This window comes from Syntrophobacter fumaroxidans MPOB, assembly GCF_000014965.1.
GTDB lineage: Bacteria > Desulfobacterota > Syntrophobacteria > Syntrophobacterales > Syntrophobacteraceae > Syntrophobacter > Syntrophobacter fumaroxidans.
Genome location: NC_008554.1, coordinates 1,562,573 through 1,577,173, shown reverse-complemented (window position 1 = coordinate 1,577,173; position 14,601 = coordinate 1,562,573). Strand labels below are relative to the sequence as shown.

10 protein-coding genes are annotated in these 14,601 nt (G+C 60.2%); 3 read left to right on the top strand and 7 right to left on the bottom strand.

Annotation, left to right across the window (positions count from 1 at the left end; all coding sequences use genetic code 11):
- Positions 1–361 precede the first annotated feature (361 nt).
- From SFUM_RS06655 to fdnG, 3 genes are all read right to left on the bottom strand, one after another.
- Positions 362–1,264, bottom strand: coding sequence for a formate dehydrogenase accessory protein FdhE (locus SFUM_RS06655; protein ID WP_011698139.1), 903 nt, complete (start codon positions 1,262–1,264; stop codon positions 362–364).
- Positions 1,265–1,420: 156 nt separating this feature from the next.
- Positions 1,421–2,152: a 4Fe-4S dicluster domain-containing protein gene (locus SFUM_RS06650; RefSeq protein ID WP_011698138.1), complete on the bottom strand. Its 732-nt coding sequence runs from the start codon at positions 2,150–2,152 to the stop codon at positions 1,421–1,423.
- A 3-nt stretch (positions 2,153–2,155) separates the two neighbouring features.
- Positions 2,156–5,227, bottom strand: a complete 3,072-nt coding sequence (fdnG, locus tag SFUM_RS06645) for a formate dehydrogenase-N subunit alpha (protein ID WP_150109450.1) — start codon at positions 5,225–5,227, stop codon at positions 2,156–2,158.
- A gap of 960 nt (positions 5,228–6,187) precedes the next feature.
- On the opposite strand from fdnG, the gene SFUM_RS06635 reads away from it, so the two are divergent.
- Positions 6,188–6,535 carry a hypothetical protein gene (locus tag SFUM_RS06635; RefSeq protein ID WP_011698135.1) on the top strand — a complete coding sequence of 116 codons (348 nt, stop codon included), beginning with the start codon at positions 6,188–6,190 and terminating at the stop codon, positions 6,533–6,535.
- A 307-nt stretch (positions 6,536–6,842) separates the two neighbouring features.
- On the opposite strand, the gene SFUM_RS06630 is transcribed toward SFUM_RS06635, so the two are convergent.
- The 3 genes from SFUM_RS06630 to SFUM_RS06620 form a co-directional block, all read right to left on the bottom strand.
- Entirely contained in the window at positions 6,843–8,132 is a 1,290-nt protein-coding gene (locus tag SFUM_RS06630) for an adenylosuccinate synthase (RefSeq protein ID WP_011698134.1), read from the bottom strand.
- A 609-nt stretch (positions 8,133–8,741) separates the two neighbouring features.
- Complete coding sequence (gene htpX / locus SFUM_RS06625) at positions 8,742–9,590, bottom strand: zinc metalloprotease HtpX (protein WP_011698132.1); 849 nt, start codon at positions 9,588–9,590, stop codon at positions 8,742–8,744.
- 176 nt (positions 9,591–9,766) lie between these two features.
- A complete protein-coding gene (locus SFUM_RS06620; protein ID WP_049766306.1) occupies positions 9,767–10,228 on the bottom strand; it encodes an Hsp20/alpha crystallin family protein in 462 nt (153 codons plus the stop codon).
- Between the two features lie 424 nt (positions 10,229–10,652).
- On the opposite strand from SFUM_RS06620, the gene SFUM_RS06615 reads away from it, so the two are divergent.
- Positions 10,653–12,398: a proline--tRNA ligase gene (locus SFUM_RS06615; protein WP_011698130.1), complete on the top strand. Its 1,746-nt coding sequence runs from the start codon at positions 10,653–10,655 to the stop codon at positions 12,396–12,398.
- Between the two features lie 216 nt (positions 12,399–12,614).
- Positions 12,615–13,118 carry an EF-hand domain-containing protein gene (locus SFUM_RS21515; protein ID WP_011698129.1) on the top strand — a complete coding sequence of 168 codons (504 nt, stop codon included), beginning with the start codon at positions 12,615–12,617 and terminating at the stop codon, positions 13,116–13,118.
- 24 nt (positions 13,119–13,142) lie between these two features.
- On the opposite strand, the gene tilS is transcribed toward SFUM_RS21515, so the two are convergent.
- The gene (gene tilS / locus SFUM_RS06605; protein WP_011698128.1) at positions 13,143–14,555 is read right to left on the bottom strand and encodes a tRNA lysidine(34) synthetase TilS; all 1,413 of its coding nucleotides are present in this window, start codon (positions 14,553–14,555) and stop codon (positions 13,143–13,145) included.
- Between the last annotated feature and the right edge of the window lie 46 nt (positions 14,556–14,601).

The following is a 14,601-nucleotide window of genomic DNA, read 5'->3' as shown; positions in this document are numbered from 1 at the left end:
GAAAGAACCTTCCATCCGGCAAGACCTCATGGACGGGGGACTCGCGTCGCAAAGCCGCAAGACCCTTGTTGCCGTCCCTGGAATACCGATTGTCGTTCACAATCACGGAACGGGGGATCGGCGGATGGTGAGGCGGGCGGGGCCAGGCCCGCTTGAGGGACCCGGATAAGTTGCACCGGAAGGCTTCACGCCCCCCGCCCAATCTCGGCGTCCCGCGGGCGAGCCGGAACAAAACGCCATGGCTGGGCCGTTCGCAACAAAACATCGACAGGTGCCGAGCCGGGGGCTTTCGAAAGAAAAGCCCAGAGCGAAGGTGACGGTCGATCAATCCTTTCGTCCATGAGGTCTGCCGGATGTCTCGCTACGCCGGGGCATCTCCATAGACCACTGGGGAGGGGGAGGGAGGTTGCTTAAAACCGGCGCGCTGGGCCAGAAGATCAAGATGAAGCGTCGTCCATTCCTCCAGCGGCAAATACGGCGGGTACAGCAACTCACCCGTGAGGACGAGCTTGAAGTAGTACTTGCACAGATTGCAGTACTGGATGTGGTAATGAGTCTCGGCCTCCGCGTACAGATAGCCGAGCGATTCATGGAAGCGGTTGTCGCAATAGCAGCACTGGAGGCGGTTGAGTCCCCAGGACGTGCCGCACCAGGAACAATACCCGTTTCGTTGGCCGTCTTTTTCGAGGAAGAGAAGCGATGGGAGCGACCCGCAGACCGGGCAGTATCCTTTCAGCCACTCCTTCGGGATGGGGAAGCGTTGCAGCAGATCTTCGGCCACCAGTTCCACCGAAGGCCTGAGGCAGTTCCTGGCCAGGAAGAGCAGGGACGCCGTATCCACTCCCGCCACATCCAGCCATTCCTCCCAGGGTTCCATTTCATGCTGGAGGAAACTTCTCCAGATGGCCGTTCTCTGCTCGGGATGGTTCGCCAGGGCGCGGGAGAGGGACTCATGGGCTCCCTTGAGCTGCACGTTGTCTTCCGGGAGGCTTCCGGCAATCATTTCGAGGAGGCTTTCCGCCGCCTCCGTGTCGAGCGGAAACTCCCAGCGCCTGAGCAGTGGGAAGGAGCCTTCCCAGCGGGCCCGCGCGTGCTCGGCGCTCAACTCGAACCGCTCCGGACGCGCGGCGCTCTTGCCGCCCGCCCTGAGCAGGAAAAGCGTTTCGAGGAAAGGATAGAGATCGGCGTAGGCCGGTTTCTCGGCTCTGGCCAGGGCAAAGGCCTGCCCGATACGGTCTTTCTCCGGGTTGTGCTGATTGTCCAAGATCGTCCTTTACACGTTGAAAAGGGGAAGCCGCCTCGAGGCGGCTTCCCCGGCATTGACCTTCAATTCCCTACGGACCGGAAACCGTTTTTCCCGATGCGCCCGTCGCTGGGACGCGGAACAACCATTTCCGGCAGAGTCACGTACAATCCTGCATCACACACCCAGGACGGTCTTGAGCACCCTGCGGGCGGGTCCCGCAAGCGTGCTCTTCCCGGCCGGTCGCTGAATACCGGGGCTCAGGCTCGCGACGGCCTTCTTGTGATACTTTCTCGGGTCATCGACCACCAGGAAGATCACACGAACTTCGTTGGCATCCAGCAGTTGCGCCTTCGGGTACCTGGGTTTGAGTTTCTCGACGCGATCCTTGGCCATGGCCAGTATCTCGTCCCGATCCCCGAAGTTCATCGCCCCGGTCGGACAGATCTTGACGCAGGCCGGCACCAGACCGTTACTCACGCGGTCGATGCACATCGTGCATTTCACGAACGGGCCTTTGTCCTTCTTGCGCGGCACATCGTAGGGACACGACTCGCGAACGTCGTCAAGAGGGGCTTCAGCGGTTTTTTCCGTGTAAACCACCGCTCCCGTGGCCTCGTCCTGAATCACGGAGTCGGGAACGGTGCCTTCGATGACGTCCTTGCAAGGAGGAACGAGACAATGGCGGCACTGATCCGCAAAGAAGTACCATGCCACCTTTCCTTCGTTTTCCACCTCGCTGAATCGGACCAGCTTGAAGGTATTGGCATCGAAATCAGGAGGGTTCTGGTGGCTTCCCGTGTTTTTGGTCAACGACCCCTCGTTCCTGTTCCAATTCTTGCAGGCTATCTGGCAGCCTCGACAGGCCGTGCACCGAGTCGTATCGATAAAAAAGCTCTTTCCCGCCATGGCTTATCCTTTCTTCCGCACATTGACCATGAATGCTTTGGATTCCGGAATACGGGTATTCGGATCTCCCACGGAAGGAGTCAGCAGGTTGGCGCTGTCACCCCCTTCAGGCGGCCAGACCCATCCGAAATGCCATGGCAGACCGACCTGATGCACTTCCTGGTCTTGTATTTGGAACGGCTTCCACCGCTTGGTGACGATGGCCACCGCTTCGACGCTCCCTCGAGGAGACTCCACAATGACCTTGTCGCCGTTCTTGATTTCCTTGAGCTTGGCGAGCTCTTCGCTCATTTCCACGAACAGCTGCGGTTCGGCTTCGAGGAGCCACGGGAGCCAGCGGGTGAGAACACCCGTCTGCCAATGCTCGGTGACGCGGTAGGTTGTCCCCACAAACGGGAATTTCGGGTCGCACGACTTGATGATGTCTTTTTCGGTGCCGAATACCGCCGCCACCGGGTTGGTGATCCGGGAACTGAACAGGTTTTTCTCCACCGGGCATTCCAGGGGTTCGTAATGCTCGGGGAAAGGACCGTCGGCCAATCCCGGACCATAGATGGAAGCGTATCCGTCCGGCTTCATGATGAATGCCAGCTTGCCGTCTTCCCTGGCGGATCCGTCGGGGTTCTTGAGCGGATACCACGGTCCGTCGGGAACGTCGCCCTTCCATTTCTGAGTGGTGTACTTTCCGTCCTTGACCTCTCCGACGAACTCGATGACCGCCTTCTTCGGGTTCCACGGCTTTCCGGCAGGATCCACGGAGGCGCGGTTGTAAATGATCCTGCGGTTGACCGGCCAGGCCCACGCCCACTTCGGGTAAAGGCCGATGCCGCTGTCGTCGGTCTTGTCGCGGCGGGCCATGTTGTTCCCATCCTGGTTGTAGCTCTGGCAGTAGATCCAGTTGCCGCAGGACGTCGAACCGTCATCCTTGAGCATGGCGAAAGCGGGGACGAGATCCCCCTTCTTGAACGTCTTGTCGCCCACGGTGGTGTCCTTGAGCCAGTACCCGTTGATCTCCTTTGCCACCAGGTGGGGATCGAACTTGTGGTTGGCGGCGTAATTCCACTGGAGCTTCAAAATCGGGTCGGGGAACTTTCCTCCGGGTTTCTGGTAAAGCTTGCGGATTTCCAGGAACAGCTCGTAAATGATGTCGCCGTCGGGCAGCGATTGACCGGCGGGTTCCTGGGCCTTGTAACGCCACTGCGCCCAGCGACCGCTGTTGGCAATCGACCCTTCCTTTTCGAGAAACGCGCAGCACGGCAGGAAGAATACCTCCGTCTTGGTCTTCTTCGGGTTCATGCCGGGGCCTTTCCAGAAAGACGCCGTTTCGTTCTCGAACAGGTTGACGACGACCATCCAGTCCAGGTTGGCCATGGCTTGCCGGGTCTTGTTCGAATTGGCGCCGCTGCAGGCGGGGTTCTGCCCCCACGAGAAGAAGCCGGTGAACTCCTTCTTGTACATGGCGTCGAAGAGATCGAGCCAGCTGTATGCCTTGCCGTCATCGATCTTGGGAAGCCAGCCGTAGGCGAATTCGTTTTCCGGTTTGGCGGCATCGCCATACAGCGTCTTGAGGAGGCTTACCAGGTACTTGGGACGGTTCTGCCACCAGTTGGCGCTCAACGGATCCTTGCTGACGGGAGTGTTCTTCTTGTTGTAATCCGCGAGTGTTGCCAGCGAAGCCGCCGGGGTCGGCAGGTAGCCGGGCAGGATGTGGAAAAGCAAACCCTGGTCCGTCGACCCCTGCACGTTGGATTCGCCACGCAGGGCGTTCACGCCGCCGCCGGCAATCCCCATGTTCCCCAGGAGCAGCTGGATGATGGACATGGTCCGAATATTCTGGACCCCCACCGAATGCTGGCACCAGCCCATGGCGTACATGATGGTGCCGGCCTTGTCGGGAACACCGGTGGCGCTGTAGGCTTCGTAGACTTTCGTGAGATCGTCTTTCGGAGTTCCGGTCACCTTCGAGACGGTATCGAGGTCATACCGGCTGTAGTGCTTCGCGAGCAACTGGAACACACAACGCGGGTTCTGGAGCGTGAGGTCCTTCTTGGGGACGCCCTTCTCGTCGAGCTCATAAGCCCAGGAAGACTTGTCGTAGGAGCGTTTTTCGGCGTTGTAGCCGGAAAACAGGCCGTCCTTGAAATCGAATTTCTCTCCGACAATGTATGAGGCGTTGGTGTAGTTGATCACGTAATCATTGAAGAATTTCTTGTTTTCGAGAATATGTTTGATCATGCCGCCCAGAAAGGCGATGTCTGTTCCGGACCGCAGGGGTGCGTAGATGTCGGATTTTGTCGAAGTCTTCGTGAAGCGCGGATCCACGTTGATGACCACGGCCCCCTTGTCCTTCGCCTTCATCACCCACCGGAACGAAATGGGATGGTTCTCCGCCGCGTTGCTCCCCATGATGAGGATGCAGTCCGCGTTTGCGAGGTCGATCCAGTGGTTGGTCATTGCGCCGCGTCCGTACGACTCTGCCAGAGCCGCTACAGTGGCGCTGTGTCAAATGCGGGCCTGATGTTCGATGTATACCAGCCCGAGGGCGCGAAGCATGGCCTGGTATATCCAGCACTCCTCGTTGTCCATGGCGGCGCTGCCCACCGATGCGATTCCCATGCAGCGGTTGACGATCTGGCCCTGGGCGTTCTTCTCGACGAAACTCGCATCCCGGCTCTTCTTGACCCGTTTGGCGATTTCCTGGAGCGCCCACTTCCAGTCCTTGGCGACCCACTTGTCACTGTTCGGCGCACGGTAGAGGACCTTGGTGACGCGCTTGGGGTTCTGGGCGAGTTGATACGATGAAGCTCCCTTTGCGCAAAGGGATCCTCCGTTGATGGGATGGTCTGCATCCCCTTCGGTGTAGATGACTTGACCGGTCTTCTTGTCGGTGTGGCAGATGATTCCGCATCCCACCGCACAGTAGCAGCAGATGGTGGGGGTTTCCTTGGCGTCCTTGGTGCGCAGTTCCCACGTGTAAGCCTGTACCGGAGTGAGATTGAATCCCATCCCGCTCAAGGCGAGACCCGCAGTGGCTGCGCTAGAGATTTTGAGAAAATCTCTCCGTGTCAGCTTCATACTCTGCGTCCTTTCTCTTGAACTGCTCTTGCCGCGCATCACGACCGTCCGAATCCCGCAGTCATGCCGCGACGCGGTCCCCCCCGATGAGGCGGTGCCCGGCGCAGGCCCCGTCTTCAACAGGTTTCTCTCCTGTCATGAACAGGAGAGGATCAACGGGAGGCGCCCCGCCTCACGGTCACGACCGCGGCAAATTCGTCCGAACGGGATGCAATCAATCAGCTTTACGCAATCAGCCCTATGCAATCAACTCTACGCAATCAGTGCTCTGAACACTTGTAACTTCGATTCACAAACCTGAAACCGAATCATCCCTCCTTTTCTAATGTTGGATTTTTCTCAACCGTGACACCAGTATTCAATCTGCCGAAAACCTGGAATTTCAGTGCCGCAATTGGCAAATTTCGCCAAAAGGAAACGCGACAACCATGCCCGGTGGGCTCTCGCTTTCCCGAGGCCGAGACGATGCACAATTGTTGCCGGTGAAGTGCGCGTGGCGTGCCTGTTTTATCAAAGTCACCATACTTGAGACCCGCAGCGGTGTCAATCCTTTAGGCGGGCGAAACCGCCGAGTGGGCACAAACAGCCGTCACGCAAAGCCTGTCCCGCGCACGCACGGCGACCGCGGCGTTGAACTGATGGTTTACTGGTGGGGTACGCCTGTCCCGCGCACGCACGGCGACCGCCAAAGATCGCGGGCGGGCAGGTGAAGAAAGAGACACGGGGAACACGCGACGAACGGAACATGCAGGCAGAGGGGACCCGTGAATTGCGTGGTGCATATCCGCGCGTCCCCGCCACTTTGACGTCGATCATCATACCCTTTGCTTTCAGCCTGGTGTAAGGTATGGATCAGACGGGGTATCCGTTCTTTGGGCGGGAAATGAACCTCGATATGGGCGCCAACGCAACGCATCGGCTCTTCGAAGCAGGTGCCGCACGACATGTGAAAGGGAAAAAATGAGCAAGCTCATGCAGATCGACGTCCGGATCCAGGCCGTCTACGGCTCGGCCGGGCTGCGCGGCAATCTCCCGAACCTATCGAAGCTTCTGAAAGACCACCGGTACGACCGGGTGCTCGACGAAGAGCCCTCTCTCTACCAGATGGCGGAGGTTCTTTCAAGAATTGCAAAAGACCCGGCCATCCCCGAAGGCGAAAAAAGACCGGTGCTCAAAATGATGGGCCGCATCGTCGAGATTCGAGACACGGCCCGCGAATTACTCCTCGCCCGGAGGCTCGACGAATTGGACAAGGCGCTGTACCGGATGGAAGACTGTTTCAAGGACCTGGAACAGGAGCTCGACTAGAACTTCACGGTTATTCCCCCCGGCGGCTGAACCGGTCGGCTGTCCGGCCGTTCCGCATGCCGGCGGGGACCGGCGGCTCACGGTGACGCCCGGAGATCATCGGCCATGGATTTTCCGGATGATCGCGGGCACGATGAGACCAAGCCCGCTCTCGAACGGGACTCGATACCGGGTCATGTGGGTCGGTTGTCTGCCGGTCACTCCCGCGCGGGAGAAGGTCCGGATTTCAAGGGTTCTCCGGATACCGGTTCCCGCGGGGGTGGCGCGCGGTTACGATTTGAGCGCAGGGGACCCGCGAAGCGTCCCGCTAGAACGGATATTCGAGGACAATGGTCTCGTCGCGTGCCGGTCCCACCGAAACGACCATGAGCGGAACGCCTGCCATTTCCTCCAGGGCTTGCAGATATCGCCGCGTATTGACCGGCAGGTCGGTGAATTTCCGGACTGAGCCGATATCTTCCTCCCATCCGTGGAATTCTTCATAGACCGGTTCGCAGGCCTCCAATGCCTCCAACTCGGGAGGCATGAATTCGATCTTCCTGGGGCCGCATTTATAGGATGTGACGATTTTCAGCTTCGGTATTCCCGTCAGGACGTCGAGCTTGGTGATCAGCAATCCGGACAGGCCGTTGAGGCGAATCGCCGTCTTTACCACGACCATGTCCAACCACCCGCAACGCCTTGGCCGGCCGGTTGTGGCCCCGAATTCTCCGCCCCTGGTGCGCATTCGTTCCCCGGTTTCGTCGAGCAGTTCCGAAGGGAAGGGACCTCCGCCGACGCGGGTCGTGTAAGCCTTTACCACTCCGAGCACCCTGTCGATTCTCGTCGGGCCGATTCCCGAACCGCATGCGGCGTTCCCGGCGACGGTGTTGGATGAAGTCACGAATGGATAGGTTCCGTGATCGATGTCGAGGTGGGTTCCCTGCGCTCCTTCAAAAAGGATGTTCCTTCCTTCACGGACCGCTTCCTGCAACCGTTCGGAAACGTTGTCCACCAGGGGCGCGAGCCGCTCGCCGTAGGCCAGGTATTCCTGTTCCATGGCGGCGGCATCGAGCGGCTTTTCGCCGAAAAACCGTTCCAGGAGGAAATTCTTCTCCTCCAGGTTGCGCCGGATCTTTTCCCCCAGCGTTTTGGGATCGGACAAGTCGTGAATCCTCACGCCGCATCGCGCCACTTTATCCTCGTAACAGGGGCCGATTCCCCGGCCCGTGGTTCCGATCTTCGTTTTTCCCTTCCGGTTTTCCCGGGCATTGTCCATGGCGCGGTGATAAGGCATGATGACGTGGGCGTAGCGGCTGATCAGCAGGTTCTCCCGCGTCACGGGGATCCCGGCTTCGTGCAGCCTGTCCATTTCCCGGATGAGCACACCGGGGTCGACCACTACCCCGTTGCCGATCATGCAGACTTTCCCCTTGTGCAGGATACCCGAAGGAACGAGGTGAAAAATATGCTTCTCACCGTTTACGACCAGGGTATGGCCGGCATTGTTCCCGCCCTGGAAGCGAACGACGTAATCCGCCTTCTCGGTGAAAAGGTCGACGATCTTCCCTTTCCCTTCATCTCCCCACTGGCTTCCAACGATGACTACATTCGCCATGGCATTCTCTCTCTCCAGGAACACGACGTCTGCGGTTCGCCGCCGCCGGCCTTCCGCGGCATCGGCGATCCATCTTCTGCGCGCTCAGCTCCGAGCGCAATCGAGGTCCCCTGAAACTGCTTCGGATAGGCAAAGGGGGCCGGGAATGACGGACTCGGGAAGAGTTGGGCGGCAGAACTTCCTACCAACAATCGAATTGCGGGGGCCGGCAACCGCAAAACCGGCTTTCTTCGGTCGCATGCGCCGAAGCGGGCTGAACAACATCCTCCATCACGGCTGACAAAAGGTTTGCAGGACCGGTCCACAGAACTGTGTAGCGGAAAAACACCCTGCTGTCAAATAAAGTCGCAGTTCCGCAGCCGATCCGACGGCGGCACACATCGCAAACCCATGACAACCAGGAAAACCTGAGAATGCCGTCGAAACGAAGATTCTCCGCCCTTGTCCGGGCCGAACCCCCGGGAAGCGAAATGCCCGTCACACGAGGCGTGTCAAAAGCACGCACCTCGCCTCTCGATTCCCATTCCGGTGCAATCGGTCGTCGAGTCGGGTCCCCGTGCGCCGGTCAGACGGTCCGGGGACCCGAGGAACGGGAACGGGCGGAAGGGATCACATGGAGCGCAGTCGCCGTATGCGCTCTTCGATGGGGGGATGAGTGCTGAAGAGGTTGGCGAGTGACCGTCCGGAAAGAGGATTCACGATGAAGAGATGCGCCGTGGACGGGCTGGCGTCCTCCATGGGGTTCTGGTGCGAGGCCATGGCCAGTTTTTCCAGCGCCCGCGCAAGGGATTCCGGGTTGTGCGAGAAGGCGGCCCCGGTCTCGTCGGCGAGATATTCGCGCGACCTCGAAATGGCGAGCTGTATCAGCATGGCCGCAATGGGTGCCAGGATCGCAGTAACCACCAGCCCGAGCATCCCTCCGCCGCTGTCTTCGTCACTGCTGCTGCGCCCCCCGCCGAACAAGGCTCCCCACTGCGCCATCCTGGCGAGAATCATGACCACACCGGCCAGGGTCGCCGCGATTGAGCTCACCAGGATGTCGCGATTTTTCACATGAGCCAGTTCGTGTGCGAGCACCCCTCGAATTTCATCCGGGGTGAGAATGCGCCACAGGCCTTCAGTCACAGCAATCACTGCATTTTCCGGGTTTCTGCCGGTCGCGAAAGCGTTCGGCGCGGATTCCGGAATCAGGTAGACCCTCGGCATCGGCAGGTTGGCCGACGCGGAGAGCTCTCTGACAATCCGGTAAATCTGCGGGGCGTCGGCCTCACTCAACGGCTGCGCCCGGTACATGGCCAAAACGATCTTGTCCGAGAACCAATAACTGCCCACGTTCATGACGAGCGCCAAAACGAAGGCTATCATCATGCCGTGAGAACCTCCGACCGCACCCCCGATCCATATGATCAACGCGGTGAGTGCCGCCAGGAGAACTGTCGTGCGAAACCTGCTTCCCATATGGAAAACCTCCTTGAGCGACGGCGTCCTGCGAGCCTGAGGCTCCTGCCGGGACACCGGGCGGAATCCGCCCGTCTGTCGTTCGATCATCGATCCCCACGGTCCGGGAAAACACCCGGACGATCCTCCCGGTTCCGAACTTGGCAAGAGGGGATTCCCGCAACCCCCGGTCGGCGTCACTCCGAACGAACTTCAACCTTGTGAGCGGAGCCGCGGTGCGGGGCCTGCCTGGGGATCTCGATGGACAAGACCCCGGCTTTCAGCTCGGCGCCGATGGATTCGGTGAGGCAATCGCCGGGAATGGCAAACACCCTGCGGAAAGACCCATAAGGCCGCTCCCGATGACACCGGCAGGCTGATGCCGGCGCGTCCTCAATCGGAATTTCCCGCTTTCCCCTTACCACCAGCCTGTTATCGGCAACTTCAACCGTGAGCTCCGACTCGAGCACTCCGGGCAGGTCGATGAAAAATCGGACCGCGTCTTCCCGTTCCGTAATGTCCGCCGACGGCTCCCAATCCACGGCAGCGGTTTCCACATCCGCAGATTGCTCATTCTCAGGCTTGAAGCTCTCCGCATAAAGCGCGTCCATTCGTCGCTTCATTTCAGCAAGCTTGCTCAGCATCGTGTCTCTCACCACATCACTCTCCCGGGACAATCACACTCACGTGCGGGCTTCCGTGCGTCCGGCTCCGCCCGTGACGTCAGCGGTGAATCCGTGACCATGCGACGACCTGCAACCGCCGGAGCCCGCCCTCCAAGTAAGACTCATTAATGTTTATATATACCATACCCAACAATAGAGGAACACCGCGTCAATTGCCCCGCAAACCCCGGTTCATGTACAAACTAAGAGAGCGCCTCGGGGCTGTCAAGACGGGCCGAACGGCCTTGATGCCTTGCCGGGAAAGGGCTCGGCGACCATGCTTCCATGCGCGGCGTCCCCGATTTATTATTGTGGTCGGAATGCCGAACGTGATAGTGTCGCAAGGTCAGTGGCCACGCGTGTCGAGGATCGATAGTGCTTCAATAATACAGAGGATGGCAGAAAGGCGGCGGAACCGATGCGTTATTCGAAATACTTTATCCATACGCTGTTCGAAGTCCCCAAGGAAGCGGAGACCCCATCGCATATCCTGCTTCTGCGCGGCTGCTACATTCACCCCGTGGCGGCGGGAGTCTATTCATTGCTGCCCCTGGGGCACCGGGTCGCCGAGAAGATAAAGGCCATTCTGCGTGAAGAACTGAACGCCATCGAGGGGCTTGAGGTCACCATGCCGGTTCTCAACCCTGCCGAGCTTTGGAAGAAATCGTCACGGTATTACGATATCGGCCAGGAGCTATTCCGGATCAAAGACCGCAAAGACAGGGAATTCGTTCTGGCCATGACTCACGAGGAAGTGATCACCGATATTGCGAGGCAGTTTCTGCGCTCATACCGTCACCTGCCCGTGATGCTCTACCAGATCCAGACGAAAATCCGCGATGAGGCGCGTCCGAGGGCCGGGTTGCTCCGGGTTCGGGAATTCTTCATGAACGACGCCTACAGCTTTCATCCCGATTTTGCCGATCTGGACGCCTACTATCCGAGGATTTTCAACGCCTACCTGAGGATATTCACCCGGTGCGGGCTGACGACCGTGCCCATCGAGGCCGATTCGGGCATCATGGGCGGAACGGGTTCGCATGAATTCATGCTCGAATCCCCCAACGGCGAGGACCGGTTCGTCGTGTGCACGCAGTGCGACTATCGGGCCAACACCGAAAAAGCGCAGGGCCTGATTCCCCCGGTGAAGTATTCGGGCGATGCTCCGCCCCCGATGGAAGCGGTTCCCACGCCGGGGATAAAAACCATCGCGGACCTGATGCGCTTTTTCGACTGTCCCGAAGACCGCCTCCTCAAGACCGTGGCCTATGAAGCCGACGGCGAGCTGGTTTTGGCGGTCATAAGAGGAGATTTTTCCGTTTCCGCCACCAAGCTCGCCAACCACCTGAAGGCCGTCAAGGTGGATTTTGCCCCTGAAAAAAGTCTTTCGGCCAGGGGGCTGCATGCCGGGTTCCTCTCTCCGGTGGGCCTGCACGGTGTGAAGATCGTGTGCGACGCCTCGGTGACGGGGCCGGCTCCCTTTGTTGCGGGTGGAAACGCGCCCGACGTCCACTACAGGAACGTCGTCTGCGGGCGCGATTTCACGCCCTTCGATGCGGCCGATCTCGCGGAGGTGCGCGACGGCGACCGCTGCACCCGGTGCGCCGAGGGGATTCTGCGTATCCGGCGGGGGATCGAGCTGGGGCACACGTTCAAACTGGGCACGAAATACACCGCCGCGGAAAGCATGGACGCCACGTATCTCGATGCCGCGGGGAATCAGCAGCGTGTGGTCATGGGATGCTACGGCATAGGCGTTGAGCGGCTGATGGCGTCCGCGGTTGAGCAGTGGCACGACGAGGGCGGCATGAGCTTTCCATACAGCATCGCGCCATTCCAGGTGATTCTCTGTTCACTGGGCAGGAAACCCGAAATCCTGGAGGCGGCGCAAGCACTCTATGAACGACTTGGCGCCCATTATGACACCATCTATGACGATCGCGACGAATCCCCGGGAGTGAAACTCAAGGATGCGGACCTGCTGGGGGTCCCCATTCGGGTCGTCGTGAGTCAGAAGTTGCTGCAAAAGGGTGAAGTGGAAATCAAGGTCAGGCGAACCGGCGTCGTGATCGTTTGCCCCCGGGATGAGCTGCTGGAAACCTTGGAGCGGATCGTCGCCGACCTGCAGCCTTCGTTTGAAGGCTTGCCGTTCATGCCGGAATAGTCCGCGCAGGTTCTGGAGTGACCCTCGGGAGCGGCTTTTCCGCCCGGTTTCAAGTGTAGTTTCGGTTCTTTTTCCGTTCCATGGATTGCGGGTCATCTCGCGGTCATCGGGAAAACCGGGACGCTCACGATGCGGCCGGTGGCCGCGTATTTGCGGAATGCGCCGCGTTGTTCCCGGCCATGCGGCAAATGAAAACCCCGATCGGGAGCCAGACCAATGAGTCGATCAATCGGATTTCTTCAGCTTGCGGTCGCCATGACCATAATATTCGCCGCCGGAGCGGCGGGTGCGCAAATGAGCGGTCCGGACCGCCAGGCGCGATTCGATGCCCTGGATACCGACTACGACGGCAGGGTCAGTCACGACGAATTTGTTTCGGATGCGAAGGCACGGGCGGAAAGGCTTTTCGGCAGGTTGGACACCCACGGTGACGGGTATTTCACCGGCGATCAAGTGGACAAAGCCCGAAAAGACGCCGCGGAGCGCCGGGGCGGAGCGCCCCCCAGAGGGGCGCAGCCCCGGTTCCAGGGTATGGATGCCAGCCGTGACGGCAAGGTGTCTCATGACGAGTTCATGTCCGGCTCAGCGGTGCAGGCCGAACGGCGGTTCCGGCGGATGGACGTCAACGGCGACGGGTACCTCAGCCGGGAGGAGTTTCTGGGGGCGCGCACGCAGAAGCCGAAACGGCTGGATGACCGCTCGGAGCCGCCGGTGCGATAAACACGCCTGACCGTGCCGAGTCGGTCAGATCAATTCAGCCACGATGATTTCTTTGGTTTGCGGAGTCACCTTGACCCGATCGTCGAGCCTGCGGCCGACCACCCAGCAGATCTTCTCCCCGTCGCACAGAAGGGGAATCCGACGGCGCTCGGAACGGGGGATCTTGGAATCGGTGAAGAAGTCCTGGAGCTTCTTTGTGCCGTGCAGTCCGAGCGGGCGAAAACGGTCGCCGGGTTTCCACGATCTGATGGTCATCGGCCAGCGGATTGCGTCCGCGTCCATGTGAGCGGCGTTCGGCACCGGGGTCGGCAAGGCCCCGCTCCCCGGTTTGGCGGAAACCTCCTTCCGGATATCGATAGTCATCCCCGCGTAATCGTACCGTCCCGGAGCTGGGACGATGAGACGCCCTGCCGCCGGCGCCACAGGACCGGCGGCTTCCGAAGCGAGTGCCAGAAAAATGCGGTGCCCCTCCGCCACGGCCCTCAAGCCGCCCGGAAGATGGATTTCCTTCCCGGACGCATCGGTTGCGGCAAGCCTGCACAGGGCCAGAACGTGCGCCGTGGAAATCCCCATGAGATGCCCCTGGAACCGCTCGACGGCGTGGCGGAACACCCGCCTTTGCAGGGCGGGATGAAGCGTGCGGAGCGCCTCGCGATCCAGTTCGACGCGGCCGGAGGTTTCGGACGGGCAGATTTCCGGCCACATGGCGCGCATGCGGTCCGACCACCAGGATTCCTCTTCGGCGACCAGTCGGGCGTGGCGCGAGAGCGTCCTGACCAGGCGGGGATGGAAGTGCTTTTCGAGGAGCGGGAGCACTTGAAGTCTCAGCACGTTGCGCCGGCAAACGGGTTCCAGGTTGGAGGAATCTTCACGGAACGGGATTTTCAGGTCGTGAAGGTATTCCAGGATTTCCGCCCTGCCGGCAAACAACAGCGGCCGGATCACCCCTCCAGGCCCGAGAGGGCGCATCCCCTCCATGCCCGACGGCCCGACCCCCCGCAACAGCCGGAGCAGGACCTCCTCGGCCTGATCGTTGGAGGTATGCCCAAGGGCGATCCTCTGTGCGGAGTACTGGTCGAGGGACCGCCGGAAAAAACGGTGCCGGCGCTCCCTTGCCGCCATTTCCATGGAAATCGTGCGTCCCTGTCGATACCGACGCACGTCTTCTTCTCCACAGACGACCGGCAACCCCATCTTCTCGGCCACGGACCGCACGAAGACGCAGTCGGCGTCCGATTCCGCGCCGCGCAGCCGGTGGTTGAAGTGTAGGACGGAGATTCGGCCGATGGCGAGGGATTCCCGTTGGTGAGCCAGCAGGTGAAGCAGGGCGATGGAATCCGGGCCTCCGGAAACGGCGACGAGCACATGGTCGCCACGGGAAATGAGGTGGTGCCGAACGACGAAGTCGGACAGGCGATGGGGAAGCGGATGCTGCACGCCGGCTCGCTTTGGAAAGTGGTGCCAGACTCAATGAGGGGCGGGG

What these genes read in the sequence shown, in the direction of transcription:
- SFUM_RS06650 (WP_011698138.1), bottom strand. Translation starts at nt 2,152, where the DNA reads ATGGCGGGAAAGAGCTTTTTTATCGATACGACTCGGTGCACGGCCTGT.
- SFUM_RS06635 (WP_011698135.1), top strand. Translation starts at nt 6,188, where the DNA reads ATGAGCAAGCTCATGCAGATCGACGTCCGGATCCAGGCCGTCTACGGC.
- SFUM_RS06630 (WP_011698134.1), bottom strand. Translation starts at nt 8,132, where the DNA reads ATGGCGAATGTAGTCATCGTTGGAAGCCAGTGGGGAGATGAAGGGAAA.
- htpX (WP_011698132.1), bottom strand. Translation starts at nt 9,590, where the DNA reads ATGGGAAGCAGGTTTCGCACGACAGTTCTCCTGGCGGCACTCACCGCG.
- SFUM_RS06615 (WP_011698130.1), top strand. Translation starts at nt 10,653, where the DNA reads ATGCGTTATTCGAAATACTTTATCCATACGCTGTTCGAAGTCCCCAAG.
- SFUM_RS21515 (WP_011698129.1), top strand. Translation starts at nt 12,615, where the DNA reads ATGAGTCGATCAATCGGATTTCTTCAGCTTGCGGTCGCCATGACCATA.